This window comes from Saprospiraceae bacterium (genome assembly GCA_016712145.1).
GTDB lineage: Bacteria > Bacteroidota > Bacteroidia > Chitinophagales > Saprospiraceae > Vicinibacter.
In genome coordinates this window covers 529,824-550,159 of the sequence record JADJRO010000001.1, presented here as the reverse complement: position 1 = coordinate 550,159, position 20,336 = coordinate 529,824, and the positions used below count along the sequence as shown (strand labels likewise).

The following is a 20,336-nucleotide window of genomic DNA, read 5'->3' as shown; positions in this document are numbered from 1 at the left end:
GATTTAAATTAAAGTATTAGGATGGGAAATCCAATTCATTTTATAAAAAATCATTACAAACAACAACAGAATTATAATATATTCAGCTAATCCGAGCGGAATATTTATACTATCCAAAATAAATAGGGATTCTGTTTTTAGTGCGGAGGCTTTATAATTTACAATGACCGCAGCGTAAAAATTATTAGCCGCATGAATGCCAATTGGAATTTCAAGGCCTTTGCCTAATATTGCAAAAGCACCTAAAAACATTGCGGTTATCATATAAGCGAAAAACATTGGGACAAAACCGTATTCATTAAATTCTGGGTTGCTTATATGCAGACTGGCAAAAAGCAAACTGCTCACTAGTAATGCAATAACTGGTTTTATTTTATTCCAACTTGAAAGCGCTTGAAGTAAATAGCCTCTTAGAATTATTTCTTCTGCCGCTGATTGCAATACCAGCAGACTAGCAGCAACAAGAATAAGCGCAATAAAATTAAAAAATTCAAATTGAAAAGCATACGTTTGATCTAAGAAAAGGTAATTAATAAGCTCAATTAAAGAATTTATGATTAAAAAAAATACAAAGGTCACCAGCGCTTTTTTGTAACCGAAATTATTACTGGAACTTATAAAACTTAAAATAGGTCTTTTATGTATATAAGAAGCAAGAAGGAGAAATAATACAAGAACATAGCTAAACGAACTTAACTGAATGGCTAAAATGACATTTTTGTTTTGAATTTCAGAAAATATTGAGTCAAAAGGAATATAGAATACACTTAAGCTTAAGCAAATCAATACTAACCCGCAAAAGCTCATCAAATAGAAAATAGCCTGAAATCGCCCCGTCCGCCCTAAAAGTAGAAATGAATTATTCTGGGTATTCATAGATGGGCACAAAAATAGCCAATTCATGTCTTGTATTGACTAAGGGTTTTGTATTTTTACCCTATGAATGCTCGTTTTACAAACCATCCTTTGAACCTATATTTAGGCTTGGCTTTGATTTTGATTATCAGCAGGTTAGTACCTCATCCACCAAATTTTACAGCAGCAACAGCAGCAATTGTATTTGCTGCGGTAAGTCTGAGAAGCTGGATGTCCCTGGTTGCCATCCTTCTTTCATACTGGATTGCTGATTTGATAATAAATAATTTCATGTATTCAGCAAGTTCTTTTCAATGGATTACTCCAGGTTTTTATTGGATCGCCATTCCAATTTTGGCCTCTTTTGTTATTATTAGATTTAGCAATTCTAAGAATATGGACCCATTGGCCATTTTTAAGAATTCATTTGGGGCATCACTTCTTTTTTTTATTATTAGTAATTTGGGCGTTTGGCTGCACTCTGTAAATTATTCAAAAGACCTCAATGGTCTCTCACTTTGTTATTTAAATGCAATTCCATTTTTTGGCAATGAATTGGCTGGAGCATTATTTTACACCAGTCTTATTTATTGTATCTATTGGTTGACAAATTCTGATAAACACCTTGCTACTAAAACCGCCTGATACAGAAAACAGTTTAAAGGAAGGCATTGATTTTTATATAGATCAGGGTAATTTCGTTTTTACAGCTACCTATCTATTAAAACGCAAGCATTGCTGCGGTTCTGGATGTCGACATTGTCCTTATGAAAAACAGCAAAATCAAGAATGAATTAATGTGTTCTATTAAACTCCAGGCGATGTGATGCCAGTGTGTTGTTTAATTTTATACCATTGTAGACTTGATGTCCATTAACAAAAGTTGACAGAATTTTACCCTTTAACTCAATTCCTTCAAACGGGGACCAAGCACATTTATAAAGCAAATCAGATTTTTTGACCAGGAAGTCCTCATGAGGATTTAGCAACACCAAATCAGCATAATATCCCTCTCTTAAATACCCCCGATCTTTTATTTGAAAGCAAATCGCAGGATTGTGGGCCATTTTCTCAACAATAAATGGTAAATCCCAATACGTTCGTTCGGCCAATTTCAGCATAATGGAAAGACTGTGCTGGGCAAGGGGTAATCCCGATGGAGCCTGAAGATACGTTCCTTGTTTTTCTTCCCAAGTATGAGGCGCATGATCAGTAGCTACTACATCAATTTGTGAATTTATTAATGCCTCTGCAATGGCCTTAGAATCTTCAAATTCTTTAATTGAAGGATTACATTTTATAAGGTTTCCCAATTTACTATAATGGTTAGCATTAAAATACATATGATGCACACAGGCTTCTGCAGTTATCCTTTTATCTGCGAGCTTTATTCCGGAATCAAATAAAAGGCACTCTTCCTTTGTAGAAATATGTAAAATATGCAATCGAGTATTGTGTTTCTTAGCAAGCTCAATGGCAAATGAACTGGAGTTTAAACATGCTTCTCTGGATCGAATTTTAGGATGTTCTTCAACCGGTATTAAATCACCATATTTCTCTTTAGCCAACTTTAAATTGGCCTGAATGATGGCCTCATCCTCACAATGGGTAGCAATTAAGACGGGAGCATTTTTAAATAAATCTTCCAAAACCCTCACGTTGTCAACAAGCATATTTCCCGTAGATGAGCCCATAAACACTTTAATACCACATACTTTATTATAATTTACGCGTAAAACTTCCTCCAAATTATCGTTCGATACTCCCATAAAGAATGAATAGTTGGCAAAAGAATGCTGCTTTGCAATTTGGTATTTGTCTTCCAAAAGTTCTTTAGTCAAGGCATTCGGAATGGTATTAGGCATTTCCATAAAACTTGTAATTCCGCCAGCAACTGCTGCAGCTGATTCCGTGGCAATCGTAGCTTTATGAGTCAAGCCTGGTTCTCTAAAATGTACCTGATCATCAATGCATCCCGGTATTAAAAATTGACCTTTGGCATCGAAAACAGTTGCCTCAGGAAGTGAAATGTCTCTGTCAATTCGTTCTATACGTTCGCCATGAATTAGAAGGTCTTTTGCTTCAATTTTGCCTTCATTGACCAGTTGGGCGTTTTTTATTATTAATTTATTCATAATTATCCTAATAGTTCGTCAAAATTGATCAGAAGTATGCAAGCTTTCCGAATTTCGCTAAAATTTTTTCATGGATTTCATTCCATCTCAATTTAAGATTGGTATTTTAGGAGCCGGGCAACTTGGCAAAATGCTTGCTCAAGAGGCATCAAAGCTCGATTTAAACATCCATTTTCTGGATAAAGATAAAAGTTTCCCAGCGGCTAAAGTATGTCCAAATTTTACTGAAGGTGATTTTACAAACTACGCTGACGTTCTGAATTTTGGTCGCCGAATGAATGTAGTAAGTATTGAAATCGAACATGTAAATACAAAAGCGCTCCATCAACTGCAATCTGAAGGTATTCAGGTATTTCCACAAGCACATCTATTGGATTTAATTAAGGATAAAGGCTTACAGAAATTATTTTATCAGGAACACCAGTTTCCTACAGCGCCATTTCAGCTTTTTCAAAATAAATCTGCATTGCTCGAAGCATTATCCGATTCAAAGATCAACTTTCCGTTTGTAGTAAAATCTAGAACCGGTGGCTACGATGGTCGTGGCGTAGTAATAATACATTCAACTTTTGATTTAGAATTAATTTTAAATGAACCCTGCCTGGTAGAAGAGATGGCTCCAATTGACAAGGAACTTAGTGTCATTGCGGTAAGAAATCAAGATGGATCCTGTATGATTTACCCAACGGTCTCAATGGATTTTCATCCAACAGCCAATTTGGTAGAATTCTTAATCTGTCCTGCAACCATCCCAACAGAAATTGAAGACAATGCCAAAGCATTGGCAAAACGTTTGGTCGATAAGCTTGGAATTGTTGGTTTGCTTGCAATTGAAATGTTTTGTTTAACCGATGGGACTATCTGGATTAATGAAATAGCACCTCGCCCACATAACAGTGGTCATCACACGCTCGATAATGGCGCAACCAGTCAATTTGAAAATCATCTCAGGGCCTTGTGTGGATTGCCTTTAGGAGAAACCAATTATAAAGAAATTGCCGTGATGATCAATATTCTAGGTGAAGAACCTTATATAGGTCAAGCCATTTACCATAATTTAGATCAGGTATTGGCAATTGAAGGGGTGCATGTTCATTTGTACGGAAAAACTGAAACTCGACCTTATAGAAAAATGGGCCATGTAACCATAACAGGAAATGATCTGGAATCTTGCCTTGAAAAGGCTAATTTTGTAAAACAATATTTTAAAGTGATAGCATGAAAAAAGCCTTGGAAGTAGGAATTATTATGGGATCAGACAGTGATCTGATGATTATGAAAGAAGCCGCTAAAATTTTTGACCAATTTGGGGTCAGTTATGAAGTGCGAATTGTTTCTGCACATAGAACACCTGAACACATGATGGAATATGCAAAAACAGCTTTAAGCAGGGGTTTAAAATTAATCATTGCGGGTGCAGGTGGTGCCGCACATCTCCCAGGTATGATTGCATCCTCAACGACCCTGCCGGTCATTGGAGTGCCTATAAAATCTAGTAATTCATTGGATGGATGGGATTCTATTTTATCAATTTTACAAATGCCCAATGGGGTTCCAGTAGCAACGGTTGCTTTAAACGCTGCCCAAAATGCAGGCCTTTTGGCTTGCAGTATTTTGGCCATTTCAAATCCAGCCTTAAGAGATAATCTTGCAGTTTACAAAGAAAATATGATCGATATGGTTCTGGGCAAAGACCAGGCTGTAAATGAACGGTTTCGCTAATAGAAACTTCGAATAATTGTCCTGAATTCATTTGGAATTAAACTGGCTCCACCAACCAGAACGCCATCTATATCTGACATTTGGGCTAAGTCCATTGCATTTGATGCTTTGACACTGCCTCCATAAATAATTCGAATTTGAAGTGCAAACTGATTGCCCCATTGACTTTGCACCCAACTGCGAATCTGTTGATGCATGTCCTGAGCTTGTATTGGACTTGCAGTTAAACCGGTTCCAATGGCCCAAATGGGTTCATATGCAATTACAATTTTGTTTAGATCACTTTGAGAAATGGATTCCAAATCGGTTTGTAATTGATTCGATACAAAATTCCATTCCTCGCCCGAAGTTCTTTGTGTCAATGGTTCACCACAACAATAAATAACAGACAAGCCAGAATCTATAGCCATTCTTATTCTTTGTTGAATGCTCTCTGGAGCATCCAATCCCCGGCGTTCGCTATGCCCAATAATTACATAATCACACCCCAGATCAACCAGCATACTTGCTGAAACTTCACCAGTAAAAGCCCCTTTTTCTGCATAATGGCAGTTTTGAGCACCTAAACGAATTCCTAAAGCCCTTATAGAAGCTAAGCGATCTAAATGGGTAAAAGGAGCGCAAATAGCAATTTCAATTGCTTCATTAATAAGTCCTTCAGTTAATTCAATGGCCAAAGGCAAGGCATCTGTTGGTTTCCCATACATTTTCCAATTTGCTGCTACAAGGGGTTTCCTTATTTGTGATACCATGTTCAAATTTAATTATTCCTTAAAATCAGGCCTTTAATTAGTACTATTTTTGCGTTTCAATATCTTGCAGGCTTTCCATTATGAATGAACCAACACATACCGTAAATTTTGAATATATTGACCGCGATATCAGTTGGTTAGATTTCAACTACAGGGTTTTACAAGAAGCCAAAGATAAATCCGTCCCGCTTTTAGAACGTTTAAAATTTTTAGCGATTTATTCATCCAATTTAGGTGAATTTTTCAGAATTCGAGTGGCACACCACAGGAATTTAAAAAATTTAGGAAAAAACACTAAAAGTCAATTAGATTACAATCCAAGCAAACTGCTGAAGCAACTCTATTTAATTGCTAACAAACAATTGAATGAGTTTAATGATATATTCGAAAATCAGATCATTCCGGATCTTCGAAAACACAACATTTACCTTCTTTCACAATTAGAAATTACCAAAGCCCAAGAACAATTTCTGGATGTTTACTTTAAAGAAAACCTGCTTCCATTTGTTCAACCTGTATTATTAGTTGGCAATAAAGTAAAACCGTTTCTTAATAATTCAGAGTTGTATCTAACAATCATGCTTGAGGATAAAGATGCGGAAATCAAAAATCACCAGTTTGGAATTGTTAAAATTCCTTCAGATCATTTACCTCGATTTATTGAATTACCATCCGAAAAAGGAAGGCACGATATTATTTTATTAGATGAAATCGTACGTTATTCGTTAAAATGGTTATTTCCAGGTTTTCATGTTATTAATTCGTATTCAATTAAAATAACCCGGGACGCTGAACTTTATATTGAGGATGAATTTAGCGGGGACTTGATGGATAAAATTAAAAAAAGCCTGATCAAAAGAAATATAGGTCCGGCATCCCGTATGGCTTATGATGATGCAATGCCAAAAGAAATGCTGGAATATTTTCTTCTGCTGCTTGAAATCCAAAAAGGAGATTTAACCCCAGAAGGAAGATATCATAACAATTTTGATTTTATTCATTTTCCTGATTTTGGTAAAAAGGAATTAAAAAATAAATCACTTAAATCCATTGAATATAAGCCTCTTGCCGATGCGGATACCCTGTTTGAAAATTTAAATCGCAGCGAACATTTAATGTGCTTCCCGTATCATAATTACGAGCCGGTAATCACATTTTTTGAACAAGCAGCAAAGGATCCGGATGTAACCCAGATAAAAATTACACAATATCGCGTTGCAAAGAAATCCCGAATTATGGATGCTTTGAAATTAGCAGCATCGGAAGGTAAAAGTGTATTTATTTTTATTGAAGTTAAAGCACGATTTGATGAAGCCGCAAATCTAGCTTGGGGTGAAGAAATGGAAAAGCAAGGGATTAAAGTACGTTATAGTTTTCCAGGATTAAAGGTCCATGCCAAGATGGCCATGGTTTCAAGAAAAGAAAATGAAGAAATTCAGCAGTATGCTTACCTATCAACTGGAAATTTTCATGAACAGACTGCAAAAATATATGTGGATTATGGTTTTTTTACAAAAGATGAAGCGATAACGTCTGAAGTAAATCGATTGTTTGGATTTTTAGAACATATCAAATTGCCGAGCTTACCGTTTAAACATTTATTGATTGGTCAATTTAATTTGAACGATGAAATTCATCAGTTGATCGCATTCTAAAAAAGTCAAGCGCTTGAAGGAAAGAAAGCACGAATTTTACTCAAGTTAAATAGTCTTCAGGATACTGAAATGATTAATTTATTGTATGAGGCCTCATTAGCCGGTGTACAAGTACAATTGATTATAAGGGGCATTTGTTGCATATTAATTGGTAAGGACGGATTAAGTGAAAATATTGAAGGGATCAGCATCGTGGATCGTTATTTAGAACACAGCCGGATCTATTATTTTTATCACGATGGTGAGGAAAAACTTTTTTTGTCTTCTGCCGATTGGATGGTTCGAAATCTTCATTTTCGAATAGAAACGGCATTCCCCATTTATAATAAAGGAATCAAGCAAGTAATACTGGATAATATCAATTTCCAGTTGATGGATAATGTAAAAGCAAGATCCCTAAATTATAATTTTATAAATAGGTATTTCAAAACCGATTCAAAGAAAAAATTTCAATCTCAGATTGAGACCTATAAATATTTTAAAATGAAAAATGGTATGTAAGAAGTCAATTCACAGTTTAACCTCATTTTTAATGAGTGTTTACAATGATTTATGGCATCATTAATTCTTTTAAAATTGGGTGTCTTGTATAGACAATTATTTATAACGAACAAAGCATTTATAAGAGTCAAAATAACACGTTGTCCTGACTTTCAAATTTCAGATCTAAGAAACGAATGATATATGAAAAACAAAATTGTATTGTTTTATGTTCCTTTTCCGTCAGAAAAATCAGCAAGCAAAATCAGCAATTATTTATTAATAAATGAATTGGCCGTTTGCATTCAAGCGTTTAAGGTTATATCCAATTATATCTGGAACGAAAAAATAACCAAAGGAAACGAATGCATTGCGATCATTAAAACCAATAAACAAAACGAAAAATCCGCTTTTCAGTATATAGCTTCAAATCATCCGTACGAAGTGCCCTGTATTATAAAATTAAAAGGGCGTGTAAATAAAAAATATGCTTCCTGGATGAATGAATTAATTACTTAGTCATCATCTTCAGCAGAGCCTACGGTTTTATTCATCATATAGGTTTTTAAAAATTCATCAATATAACCGTCCAATACAAGATCTGTTTGACTGGTTTGGTATCCGGTTCGGTGATCTTTTACTCTTCGATCATCTAGTACATACGAGCGAATTTGCGAACCCCATTCATTTTTCATTTTAGTGGATTCCACTTTAGACTTTTCTTGAAACTGGCGTTCAAGCTCGCGCTCATAAAGTCTTGATTTTAATAATTGCAAGGCTTTTTCCCGATTCTGATGTTGAGAACGTTCTTGCTGACATTCTACCACCAAACCTGAAGGTAAGTGCCTAACCCGCACAGCAGACTCTGTTTTATTAACATGCTGCCCGCCGGCACCGCTCGATCTAAAAGTATCCCAATCCAAATCGGCTGTATTGATTGTAACTTCAATTCGATCATCAATCAGTGGATGCACAAATATTGAAGAAAAGGAAGTCATGCGCTTACCTTGAGAATTAAAAGGGCTTACACGTACTAAACGATGGACTCCGTTTTCCCCTTTCAACATGCCATAGGCATAATCACCGTTTATTTCAATTTCTGCTGTTTTGATACCAGCAACATCGCCTGCCTGATAATTAATTGTACTTACCTTGAAGCCATTACGCTCACCCCACATTTGATACATGCGTAAAAGCATAGCTGACCAATCACAGGATTCTGTACCTCCAGCACCAGCATTAATCTCAATAATGCATGACAATTCATCTTCTTGCTTGTTAAGTGTGGAACGAAATTCAAGATCATCGATATAATCAACGCACTCTTTATACTTAGCATCCAATTCTTCTTCATTGGCTTCACCAGCATCAAAAAATTCAAGCAAAACTTCCAGATCGTCCATTTGATTCTGTGCCTTATTAAAAGACTCCATCCAATTCTTTGCAGTTTTGATTTCTTTCATTATCAATTCAGCACGCTGTGCATGGCTCCAAAATTCCGGATCCATGGTTTGTTGTTCTTTATCTTCTAATTCAAGTTTCTTTTTATCGACGTCAAAGAAACCTCCTTAGCTCACCGAGCCTTCTCTTTAAATCCTTTAGTTGATCTAGGGTCATGATTAGAATTTAAAATTAATAAAAAATGAGGAATCCCGTTTTAGTTGGAATTCCTCATTTATAATTTACTAGAAATATTATTGATTGACTTTACCAACCTCAATATAAAACATCAGGTCAGCATTTTCTGGAATTACTGGAGGAGATCCTTGTGCTCCATATCCCAAAGCAGATGGAATAAATAAAGTAGCTTTGGTTCCTTCTGTTAAACTTGCAACACCTTCATCCCAACCTTTGATTACCTGACCTGCACCTAATCCAAAAACAAATTCTTGTCCGCGTGACCAGGAATCATCAAAATGTTTTCCGTCCATAAGCATTCCATAATAATTTACACTTACTCGTTTGCCATTTTCAGCTTTTGGACCGGTACCAGCTTCGTGTACATAGTATTTTAAGCCAGACGCAAGCGTTACCATTTTATCATCTAATTTTTTAGCTTTATAATCAGCCAAAATTTGTTTTGCTTTCTCTGCAATTTCATCTGCTTTGCCTTTGGATTCCATTGCTTTTTCTTCGTTGGCTTTCTTGTCAGCTTCCATATCGGCATTGTATCCTGCTTCATCTTTAATGTCAACTAAAACCACATGAAAATCAAGCATTTCAATTCCAGGAATTCCAATTGATTTTTTCATGTTATCGTCCAATACCTGGGATACGATAATGCTGTCACCTTTTGACATCAAATGCAATGCATCTGTTATGGGTTGTGCATTTTTAATATCCGTTTTTTCAATTTTAGGTAATTTAAATTTTATAACCGGTGTTTGCATGTTGGAAGCAAAAATTAAAGAGTCTTTGCTTTTTACATAATAACGGAAATAAACATAATCACCTTCTTTTGCTAAGTCTCCTGCTTCATCTTTAAGCATGGAAACATCAAAACCATTTAAGGATTTTTTCTTTGCAGAACCTCCCTTGCAGGCATTAAATAACAATGCTGAAGTGACTGCAATCATTAAGAATAATACAAATAATTTTTTCATGGAATAATAGCTATTGTTTTAATGAGTTAATTTCAATTCTGTTTGAGAAAGGGCTTCTTTCAATTTTTTCAAGGTCTCTTCTAAACTAAGTTTTGAAGATCCTCCGGAAGCATTTTTATGACCTCCTCCGTTAAAATGTTGCCTGCAAATTTGTTGTACTGAAATGTTTCCTTTAGACCTGAGTGAAAGTTTCACAATGCTTGGTTGATTCATTACAAGTGCACCGATTTTAACAGATTTAAGCATCATTAAGTAATTGATAATTCCTTCTGTGTCTCCTCTGCGAATATCAAAATTACGATAATCTTCTTTTGTAAGATATATTAAACCAAAATGTTGCTCCGGATACAACTCCATGCGATTATGAAGGCAATGGCCTAATAAACGAAGGTATTTTTCAGGTTGACTGTTGTTGACAAGTTCCTGAATTCTGGTATCGTTCAATCCTTCGGCTTTTAATTCAGAAAGGATTTTAAATAATTTCGGACTGGTAGCATGATGAAAAGACCCGGTATCTGTCATGATTCCGGTATAAAGACAGTCTATAATTAAAGAAGAAATTTTGGATTTATATCCAAGTTCTGTAATGATATCATAAACAATTTCAGATGTTGAACTCGCCGTTTCAATACTAAATACGAGATCCGCAAAAGGCTCTGGATCCATGTGGTGATCCATCATAATTTTTGGTGCATTGCTTTCCATAATAAATGCAGCCATCCGATCGATTCGTTCCAAAGAATTAAAGTCAAGACAAAAAATGAGTTCAGCACTTTTAATGGCTTGCTCACAATCTTTTTGACTGATATCGTAGATTAGTATCTCTTCAGTTTGTGGCATCCATTCAAAATTTAAGGGGTACTCACTTGGATAAATAACCCGAACATTATGATTTAAGGATTGCAAGAACAGACTGAGGGCCAAACTTGAACCCAAGGCATCCCCATCTGGATTGCGATGTGACAACACCACACATGATTTTGGTGTGAGGAGCAGGGCTTTTAATTCATGAATTTGATCCATACAACGCTGTAAAATTCCAAATAAAATTTGGCAAATTTCCTTTTTATATGTTAATGAGAATTCAAGAAGCGCTTGATTGGGTTTGTATCAATAAGAAAGCGTTTAGATTTGGGCCCTAATTTAAAAAAAAATGGCAACGAACAGAACGTTTACGATGATAAAACCGGATGCAGTACAATCCGGCTACAGTGGAAAAATTTTAAACCAGATATGCGATGCAGGTTTCAAAATAGTTGCAATGAAATTTACCCGCTTATCCAAAGAAAAAGCAGGCGAATTTTATGCTGTTCATGCTGCACGTCCATTTTATGGAGAATTGGTTGATTTTATGTCTTCAGGTCCAATCGTAGCAGCCATTCTTGAAAAAGACAATGCAGTTGAAGAATTCAGAAACTTGATTGGGGCCACAGATCCAGCTAAAGCAGCTCCAGGAACTATACGTGCTATGTATGCAAAAAATGTAGGTGAAAATGCGGTGCATGGATCTGACTCTGATGAAAATGCTCAAATTGAGGGCAGTTTTCATTTTGCAGGAACTGAAATATTTTAGTGAGGAGGAGTCTTTAGCAAGGAAGTCTAGAGGTTTTTTCTTCTTACCTACAGACTTTAGACTACCGACAATTGGTTTTTTGCTTAACAGCTTGACAGCTTAATAGCTTAACAGCTTCCCCTCTCATTGCTTCCTATAACTAAGAAACTTCAAGATTTGTTCGATTTGATCGTAGCTTAAGCTATCAGCAAATGAATGTGTTTGGCCGTCCTTCATGGCAAGTTTAGCTTTATAGGTATCCAATTGGGATTGACTAAAATTAGGGATGCTGTCTTTACCTTGACCGTATATGCCATGACAGCTTGCACAATTATTTTTGAATAACATTTTTCCTTGATCAAAATAGGCAATTAAGTTTCGCTTATTTTCCTTAGAAATTTTATCTGGAATATAATATTGTTCTTTTGGTTTGCTGCAATGAACAGTGGCAAACAACAGAAAACATGACAATAGAATAAATTTATGTTTCATTAATATTCACCGCCTACTTTGCGTTTATTTAATTCTTTTTTAGAAGACAAAGGTAAGGAAGCTGGAGGTACTTGTATGGGTATATGTTCTGTAAGTGTTTCAATAAAGATTTTTAATTTTTGCTTTTCTGATTCAGTCAATTCAAGTTTTTCAGTTGAAAGACTTTGGTTGCTTACAGATAATCCCTTCCCTCCTCCACCTCCGGCATTATAAAATTCGATTACCTCATCCATCGTTCGAAAAACACCCTGATGCATATAGGGCATGGTATGGGATGCATTCCGAATGCTTCCGGTCCGAAATGCATGACTGGTCTCAGTTGAAGGATTTATCTTATAGCGACCGGAATCTGGACTAATAGATTTGAAAAACGTATCGGAAGGAACACCAATTACTTCAAATTCACTGCCTATATAGGGAGGCTTTACACCGTTAAATTGTGGGACAAAATGGCAGGTTCCACATTTTGCTTTTCCCATAAAAATATTAAAACCTTCTTGCACGTCTTTTGAGAGTACAATTTTTTGATTCATGGCCAAATCAAAATCTGCTTCATAAAAACTAAACTCTGAATAATATAAAATAATCGCAGCACTTAGATGTTCAAAACTAATTGTAGACAATCCCCCGTAATTTTTAAATTTCTGAAATCTTGTTTTATATTCATTGCAACTCATTATATTTTTTAAAATGGTTTGTTCGTTTGCATTTAGTTCTTCCGGATTATGGATTACATCCTTGAGTTGACTTTTTAAATCGATGTGTTTACCATCCAACATAATTAAATGATTGTGAATAACATTTGTCAATGAGGGGGTACTTCGTAATAGGCTTGATTTTTGATCAAATTTTAAAGCTGTTTTATTTAAAGTATCGGTAAAAAATGTTGTCGGTTGATGGCATGATGCACACGCTCTTTTTAAATTTCCGGATAATATAGGATCATAAAATAGAAGTTTGCCCAAAGCCCTGATTTCATTGAGTATTGAATCATTTTTAATGCTTCTGAAAATCCCTTTAAAATCCTGGCCTTCGTACAAGGTCTTATCAAAAATAGATGTTGCTAGATTGTTTAAACTGTAATCATTGAAGTTTTTTGTTTTGAGCTTCTTACTAACTAGTTGCTCTTGGTTAATTTTGAATAAGGGATTTACATAATCTCGTATAAACCTAAAATGATCAAATGTATTTAAATTAGAAGATTGCGTTCGAACAAACTCAATCATCTCTGAAAATAAATTCCGATACGTTTCTGGAAAGCGCAATGAAGGATACGCCTGATTATAAAATGCGTAAACTTCTGGCATTGAAGCAAGCATAAACTTTAATTCTGGTATCACAGCATTTGGATCGGGACATTCAAAACCTGTTGTATAAATAGCTGCAAGATTGAGCAGAAACAAACGGTTAGCAAAATAAAAATGATCGGGAATATTAAATTGAACTGTAATAGAATCCTGAAGAAAGAGCTTACTGCTTTCTAAACCGGATTTGATTAAATTTAAAAGTGAATCTTTTTTGATGGCTGCTTCATCTAGATAGGATTCTGCCAATCCCAAACCAGCACCAATTCGTTTATAGGGAGCTTCAAATTTTTCAAATACTTCGGTCTCCCATTCTACCAGCAAGGGGCCATTAATTTTTCGATACAGGTTTGGATGTAAATACCGAATCCAAAAATCTACGGACTTTAAAAGCAATCGATTTTGATGAATCAGTTCTTTACAACGAAGACGACTGGCATGGGTAGATGGATCTTCAAATGCCATATAATCAACAAGTTGTGATTGAATCGAGATAAATTCTTGCAACCGGTTTTCAAATAAATGAAAATACGGGCTGGATTTATAATTTGTTCCAGACATAAGAAGTCCAGCGATCGGAACAAGCAAAATAGGTACAAAATTTAAAAAACGGGCACTCTTAAGTTTCAATCCGTAAAGTTTGGCAACATATTAGATAATAATCAAAAGTATAAAATATCTCCTGATAAAATGTTAAGAAATTAATTTGGGCATTGTAGGATGCAGAATTCAATTTTTTTCAAATTCGGGAGTAATTTTTACACACTCATCCAGAAACTGAGTACTAGTATATTGAATATCAGTATTTTGTCGGACAAATTAAAAATTAAATTCAAATTTTAATATGTTGTAAAATTTGCTTAATTTTGATTTGACGTAGTAAATTTTTTTTATCTATAATGGCTTGTGATTCAGCGTTATATTAATATTTTGTTTAATATTGCGCTGGATTCGTTGTTCTAGGTAATGTATGTAATTAGACGACCTGAGTATAAAATGATTGTAAAGTCATTTATTTGCTATTTGATTGGCATCAAGTTCTTCAAGAGCTTAGGAATTTCTTTTTCTAAATCAGGCCTTCGAATCATTCGAATAATTTTATCTTCTCGTACCATCATTTTTTTTAATGATACCCTAAAGAATTTCAATTCACAAAATCTGAATTGGAGTTTCTATCCGTATATCTATTTTACTCTTTCCCAACCGGTTAAAGCAAACAAAACATGAGCAACCAATCGAAACGAAGCGACGTATTTTATACTAGACAAATTAAGGTTTCCACTACCCAAAACGTATTACACATGCACCATTATATGCCTTTGAATAAGTACTTTTCTTGTTTTAATAAATCAGCTGGATTCTTAAAAAGTTGGCTTCTAACATTACTTCTAAGCTTAATTTTCCTTCAATCAGGTACCTACGCTCAAGGTAAAATTTCACCGAGTCCTGAGATAGAACAAAAAGTTCGTGAAACCTTAAAGAAAAATGCGGAAACCATCCGCTTCATGGAAAACAAAGGCCAATTGGGTAACTCCAAAGTGCTTTACTATTTTGAAAGTCGTCAAGGTTCCGTGAGTGTTGAAAAAGACAGAATACGCTTCGTTGCTAAAGATTTCATTACTCTTAAGAAAGAGGATCAGATTTCTGACAAAGAAAATACGGCAAAGGAAGATCAACCCATATTAGCAGGCACTCACACATTTACTTTAAATTTTGAAGGTGCTAATTTGGGATCAGTAATTCAATTGGGTAAGTCTTTTGAAACCCGTTTTAATTATTTTTTAGACCCAGATTCCACCAAATGGGCGACTAATGTTCGTGCAGCAAAAGATCTTTTATTTAAAAACATGTATCCGGGTGTTGATTTGAGATTATATAGCGATGACAACGGATCCATGGAGTTTGACTGGATCATCGCACCTGGAGCCGATTATCACAATATCAACATGAATTTTACAGGCCATGACAAATTGGATATAGGAAGAAATGGCGAACTAAAAGTTGGATTACGTTTTACCGACGTGTCTTTTCACATTCCTGAATCTTATCAAGTGACTCCAGATGGAAAGAAAGAGCTTGCTTTCAATTTTATTAAATTGGATAAATCGCATATTGGCTTTAATACCAAATCTGCATTCGACCCTGCTTTACCCATCGTTATTGACCCGACTCTAAGTTGGGGTACCTATATGGATGATTTAAATGCATCTCCTGGAGCATTTGATGAATACTTGTATGCAATTCAATTAGATACACTGACTTCGATAATGTATTGTGCCGGAGCCTCAAATAAAAACATAACTTTTAATACTGCACCTTATGATGCGAATGGATATGTAAACGATCTAGGTGCAGGCCTAGGAGGAGGTCCTAATACCACAAGGAGTGCTGCAGTATTGTATCGTATAAGTTCTACAGGAAATGATTTAATAGATTTAACCTTATATGGGAGGGCTTCTGGAACATATGTAAATGGAAATCAAACAGTTGCCCATGCATTGAGTTTATCACAAAACAGGGTATTTATTGGTGGATATACGACTGTAGACATTCCAATGACAGGAAGTCCTTTTGATAACACAAGAGGTGCAGTAGATGCTTTCATTGCAGTGTTTTCAAGAGATTTAGGTACTTTGCATTATTCTACTTATTTGGGTAGTGATGCAGGAAATGAAACATTTGGGGTAACTTCTATACAAGCCTTAAGCGATACGAGTTTTGTCTGTGGTTTTACTCCGGATTTAGCGTTGCCAACAGCGTATGTCCCATCAACAAATCCATACCAATCCACATTTGGTGGTGGCAATACAGATATGTTTATATGTCGCTTTGATACGATAAATAATATTCATTGGGGAACTTACATTGGGAATACGGGTGATGAAACGCTCAATGACATGGAAGTCACTCCTGCAGGTAAAATTATTTTTGCAGGCTGGGGAAATGTAAATGTCACCGAAGTCAATGGTGGCAATACAGCACGCGATGGAGGAAATAATAATGATGGGTTGATCGGGCAACTATCCGGTGACGGAATCACCATGGAATATTTTGACGAAATTGGAGGTTCAGGAAACGACCGAATTTTTGATATTGAAGTTTATGCAGATACACTTTATTTCACTGGTTCTGTTGGTACTGGATTTCCAACAGGTACAGGAAATCGTTATGACGCATCATACAATGGTGGTCAGGATGCAATTATTGGTAAAATCGCAACTAATGGAAATGGATATAAGGCTACGTTTTACGGTGGCACAAATCCTGAATTAGGAAATGGAATTAAACAAGTTACGACAACAACATGTACAGGAGCAAGCAGTACCTTTCTATTGGTTTGGGGTACAGTAACTGGCAGCGGTTTGCCAGTAAAAAATATTGGCTCGGATCCATTTTATCAAGCTTCAGCTCGGGGTGGATCAGACATGTTTTTTTCTGCATTTACAGGTAACTTAGATACACTTTTATATGGCACATATGTTGGGGGCACGGACAATGACTATCTTGGTATCATTGGCGACCCTCGAGGTTCAAATCATTTATTTGTAAATGGTAGTAGTATTTTTGTTGGTACAACTATTCATAGTACAACTGCTTCTACTTTGCCTTCAATCATTCAAGGTGGATTTGATCAAACCAAATCAAATGGAGGCAATGATTCACATGTTATTTTTGAAATCGAAGTAACCTCTATTGTAGAAACAGATTTTGCAGATGCCCCAATGGGTAAAGTTCCTTATCACACAATCCGATGTGGAACAATTAGTTTGGGAACAGTGGATGCAGAAACTTCTTCATTAGGCACAAATGGAAATGCAAATAAAGACGATTTGAATGGTTATGATGATGAAAACAGTGTTGCTAGTCCTCCTTCCTTTGCACCTGGAGGCCCTCAGACAATTTCAGTAACAGTCGATAGCATTACAAACCTAACGGGTTCCATTGCCTACTTATATACTTGGTTAAACATAAATGGAAATATTTTCTTTGATAGTACTGAAGCCAGAATTGATACGGTAACTAGTGGCTCTGTAAATCGCTCTAAAACATTTACTTGGAGCAATGTTACCATTTCAGGTTCTGATACAGCAAAATATTTAAGGATTCGTATCACTACTGATTCGTTGACGGATGCCTATCAAGCTGGTTTTGCTGTGGATGATCGTTCCATTTTACCAGCTACAGATGGCGAAGTTGAAGATTACCGTTGTGTGGAATTAAAATGCCCTGCTCAAAAAAACGAAACTCCTTGTTTGACTCAGGATACTGTCAACGCACGCTACACCGCTTGGCTCGCGACAGCCAAAGGTGGTGGTGGTTGTGATGGCGTTTTAACCAATAACAATCCGGGTCCTCCAGATGCTTGTGGTGATACGGTCACGGTTACGTTTACGTACACCAGTGCGTGTGCTCCTTTTACAACAACCTGTACTTCTAAATTTATTACGAATGACTCGATGCCTCCATCTGTGGTGCTTACCTGTCCAACCAATAAAACGGAAAACAATTGTCAAACGCAAGCTGCTATAAACAGTTCCTATAATACCTGGTTAGCTACTGTCGGAGTTACTGGCGGTTGCAATACCGTAGTAACAAATAATAGTACTGGTGCTCCCAGTAATTGTGGAGGCTTTAAGACTGTAACTTTTACCGCTACAAGTTCTTGTCAAAACGATGTAACCTGTTCAGCGACCTTTACTGTTTCGAATGCTCCATCAATTACACTTAATTGCCCTGCCAACACCACCGTATCAGGTTGTGAAACACAAGCCAGTTTAAATACATTGTACAATGATTGGTTAGCTAATGCAACGTTTAGTGGAGGATGCGCTGGTGCATCTTTAACCAACAACAGCTCCGGACCCCCAAACCGTTGTGCAGCCAGCACTAAAAATGTAACGTTTACTGTTACAGATCTCTGCGGCACTACATCTTGTACCAGATCTTTTACAGTAAGTTATACCAATGTAAGCATTACCTGTCCTTCAAATGTTACAGAAGCAGCCTGTCAGACTCAATCAGTGATTAATCAAAAATTTAGTGATTGGTTAGCTACAGCATCTTCAGCAGGTGGATGCAATCGTGTTTTAACAAATAATAATACAGGAGCCCCTTCTGCTTGTGGTGGATCAAAATCCGTTACGTTTACTGTAACCAGCGATTGTGAAACTACTAAAACGTGTGTTGCAACATTCACCGTTACCAATGCTACTGCTGTAGTGCTGACCTGTGCTACCACAGTTACAGAAGCAGCCTGTCAAACTCAAGCTACCATCAATACTAAATTTACGAATTGGTTGGCTACGACGACAGCCAGTGGTGGCTGTAATCGGGTTTTAAGCAATAACAATACAGGTGCTCCTTCTGCTTGTGGTGGTTCGACTACTGTTACTTTTACGGTTACTTCTGATTGTGAAGCACCTAAGACGTGCTCAGCAAGTTTTACTGTTACCAATGCAACCGCAGTGGTTCTTACTTGTGCAAGTAATAAAACTGTAGCGGCCTGTCAAACGCAAGCCGCAATTAATTCCGACTTCAATGCCTGGATTGCCACCACAACAGCCAGTGGTGGCTGTAATCGGGTCCTTACGAATAATAATACTGGTGCTCCCAATCATTGTGGGGGTTCAACAACCGTTACATTTACGGTAACATCTGATTGCGAGGCTCCTAAAACATGTACAGCAACCTACACAGTAACCGCTGCTACTTCAGTAGTATTAAATTGTGCTTCTAATGTTACCGAAGTAGCTTGTCAGACTCAATCTCAAATTAATACAAAATACAGTAATTGGCTTTCTGAGACAACGACTTCAGGGGGTTGTAATCCTGTATTTACAAATAATAGCACAGGAGCACCTTCAGCATGTGGAGGTACAAAAACCGTAACCTGGACGGTAACATCTGATTGTGAAGCGCCAAAAACTTGCTCTGCTACATTTACAGTTGTCAATGCGACCGCAATCGTATTAACTTGTCCAAGTAATACAACTGAGGTGGCTTGTCAAACACAAGCTGCCATTAATACGAAGTATGATAACTGGTTAGCAACAGCTTCTTATACAGGTGGTTGCAATGTTAACTTTACAAGTAACAGCACCGGTGCACCTCCAGCCTGTGGAGGTGTAAGAACAGTAACTTTTACCGTTACTTCTGATTGTGAAGCACCTAAAACCTGTACAGCAACATTTACAGTTAATAACGCCCCTCCAGTTGTTTTAACTTGTCCATCAAATGTAACAGAAGCTGCTTGTCAAACACAAGCTGCGATTGACACAAAATATGCAAACTGGTTTAATTCTGCAACGGCTAGTGGTGGATGCAATGCGGTATTTACTAATAATAATACAGGAGCACCTCCCGCCTGTGGAGGTTCACGCACGGTAACCTGGACGGTAACATCCGATTGTGAAACGACGCGAACTTGCAGTGCTACATTCACGGTAACGAATGCACCTGTAGTTACATTAAACTGTCCTGCTAATGTTACAGAAGATGCTTGCCAGTCAACTGAAGTCATTCAAGCAAAATTTAATGCTTGGTTAGCAACGGCATCATTTACAGGTGGATGTAACGGGGTTTTAACAAATATGAATACCGGCATTCCAACAGCATGCGGAGGAGTTTCATCTGCAACCTTTACCGTTACATCTGATTGTGAAGCACCGAAAACTTGTGTTGCAACATTTACTGTAGGAATTGATACGATTCCTCCAACATTTACAGCACCGCCAAATATTACAATTTATAAAAGCAATATTTCACCCGATACTGCAACATTAGTAA

General features: G+C 36.5%; 15 protein-coding genes and 1 pseudogene (1 of these 16 only partly in view). 8 read left to right on the top strand and 8 right to left on the bottom strand.

The genetic code is table 11. From position 1 onward, the window contains the following. Nucleotides 1-3 precede the first annotated feature (3 nt). On the bottom strand, nucleotides 4-579 hold the full coding sequence (locus tag IPK91_02250; protein ID MBK8296112.1) for a CPBP family intramembrane metalloprotease: 576 nt from the start codon (nucleotides 577-579) through the stop codon (nucleotides 4-6). A gap of 387 nt (nucleotides 580-966) precedes the next feature. On the opposite strand from IPK91_02250, the gene IPK91_02245 reads away from it, so the two are divergent. Together IPK91_02245 and IPK91_02240 are read left to right on the top strand one after the other, a co-directional pair. Then, nucleotides 967-1,500 carry a hypothetical protein gene (locus IPK91_02245; GenBank protein MBK8296111.1) on the top strand — a complete coding sequence of 178 codons (534 nt, stop codon included), beginning with the start codon at nucleotides 967-969 and terminating at the stop codon, nucleotides 1,498-1,500. Beyond that, entirely contained in the window at nucleotides 1,481-1,648 is a 168-nt protein-coding gene (locus tag IPK91_02240) for a hypothetical protein (protein ID MBK8296110.1), read from the top strand. Before IPK91_02245 ends, IPK91_02240 begins: the two co-directional genes overlap by 20 nt. A gap of 1 nt (nucleotide 1,649) precedes the next feature. Here IPK91_02240 and IPK91_02235 read toward each other — a convergent pair whose 3' ends face one another. Then, complete coding sequence (locus tag IPK91_02235) at nucleotides 1,650-2,990, bottom strand: dihydroorotase (GenBank protein MBK8296109.1); 1,341 nt, start codon at nucleotides 2,988-2,990, stop codon at nucleotides 1,650-1,652. A 70-nt stretch (nucleotides 2,991-3,060) separates the two neighbouring features. Between IPK91_02235 and purK the strand changes: the two genes are divergently transcribed. After that, nucleotides 3,061-4,212 (top strand): 5-(carboxyamino)imidazole ribonucleotide synthase, encoded by a 1,152-nt coding sequence (purK, locus tag IPK91_02230; GenBank protein ID MBK8296108.1) that lies wholly within the window; start codon nucleotides 3,061-3,063, stop codon nucleotides 4,210-4,212. After that, on the top strand, nucleotides 4,209-4,712 hold the full coding sequence (gene purE, locus IPK91_02225; GenBank protein MBK8296107.1) for a 5-(carboxyamino)imidazole ribonucleotide mutase: 504 nt from the start codon (nucleotides 4,209-4,211) through the stop codon (nucleotides 4,710-4,712). Before purK ends, purE begins: the two co-directional genes overlap by 4 nt. Here the strand turns inward: purE and IPK91_02220 are convergent. Continuing rightward, nucleotides 4,709-5,464 carry a triose-phosphate isomerase gene (locus IPK91_02220; protein ID MBK8296106.1) on the bottom strand — a complete coding sequence of 252 codons (756 nt, stop codon included), beginning with the start codon at nucleotides 5,462-5,464 and terminating at the stop codon, nucleotides 4,709-4,711. The genes purE and IPK91_02220 overlap by 4 nt on opposite strands. Before the next feature lie 80 nt (nucleotides 5,465-5,544). Here IPK91_02220 and ppk1 point away from each other — a divergent pair. Then, nucleotides 5,545-7,620, top strand: a pseudogene (gene ppk1, locus IPK91_02215) (polyphosphate kinase 1). Nucleotides 7,621-7,803: 183 nt separating this feature from the next. Beyond that, nucleotides 7,804-8,118, top strand: a complete 315-nt coding sequence (locus IPK91_02210; protein ID MBK8296105.1) for a divalent-cation tolerance protein CutA — start codon at nucleotides 7,804-7,806, stop codon at nucleotides 8,116-8,118. On the opposite strand, the gene prfB is transcribed toward IPK91_02210, so the two are convergent. The 3 genes from prfB to IPK91_02195 form a co-directional block, all read right to left on the bottom strand. Then, a protein-coding gene (gene prfB, locus IPK91_02205; protein MBK8296104.1) for a peptide chain release factor 2 occupies nucleotides 8,115-9,216 on the bottom strand; the annotation gives its coding sequence in 2 pieces (ribosomal slippage) (nucleotides 8,115-9,164 and nucleotides 9,166-9,216; 1,101 coding nt in all). The two genes, IPK91_02210 and prfB, sit on opposite strands and share 4 nt — an antisense overlap. Nucleotides 9,217-9,293: 77 nt before the next feature. Further along, nucleotides 9,294-10,202 carry an FKBP-type peptidyl-prolyl cis-trans isomerase gene (locus IPK91_02200; GenBank protein ID MBK8296103.1) on the bottom strand — a complete coding sequence of 303 codons (909 nt, stop codon included), beginning with the start codon at nucleotides 10,200-10,202 and terminating at the stop codon, nucleotides 9,294-9,296. A gap of 18 nt (nucleotides 10,203-10,220) precedes the next feature. After that, on the bottom strand, nucleotides 10,221-11,225 hold the full coding sequence (locus tag IPK91_02195; protein MBK8296102.1) for a bifunctional oligoribonuclease/PAP phosphatase NrnA: 1,005 nt from the start codon (nucleotides 11,223-11,225) through the stop codon (nucleotides 10,221-10,223). Between the two features lie 130 nt (nucleotides 11,226-11,355). Here IPK91_02195 and IPK91_02190 point away from each other — a divergent pair, with 130 nt between their 5' ends. After that, complete coding sequence (locus IPK91_02190) at nucleotides 11,356-11,775, top strand: nucleoside-diphosphate kinase (GenBank protein ID MBK8296101.1); 420 nt, start codon at nucleotides 11,356-11,358, stop codon at nucleotides 11,773-11,775. Nucleotides 11,776-11,898: 123 nt separating this feature from the next. Here IPK91_02190 and IPK91_02185 read toward each other — a convergent pair whose 3' ends face one another. Both IPK91_02185 and IPK91_02180 read right to left on the bottom strand, forming a co-directional pair. Continuing rightward, nucleotides 11,899-12,246, bottom strand: a complete 348-nt coding sequence (locus IPK91_02185) for a cytochrome c (GenBank protein MBK8296100.1) — start codon at nucleotides 12,244-12,246, stop codon at nucleotides 11,899-11,901. Continuing rightward, on the bottom strand, nucleotides 12,246-14,111 hold the full coding sequence (locus IPK91_02180) for a cytochrome C peroxidase (GenBank protein MBK8296099.1): 1,866 nt from the start codon (nucleotides 14,109-14,111) through the stop codon (nucleotides 12,246-12,248). Before IPK91_02180 ends, IPK91_02185 begins: the two co-directional genes overlap by 1 nt. A gap of 662 nt (nucleotides 14,112-14,773) precedes the next feature. Here IPK91_02180 and IPK91_02175 point away from each other — a divergent pair. Beyond that, nucleotides 14,774-20,336, top strand: partial view of a hypothetical protein gene (locus IPK91_02175; GenBank protein MBK8296098.1) — the start only. It continues 9,530 nt past the right edge of the window; only the first 5,563 of its 15,093 coding nucleotides appear in the window; the start codon lies at nucleotides 14,774-14,776; its stop codon lies beyond the right edge, outside the window.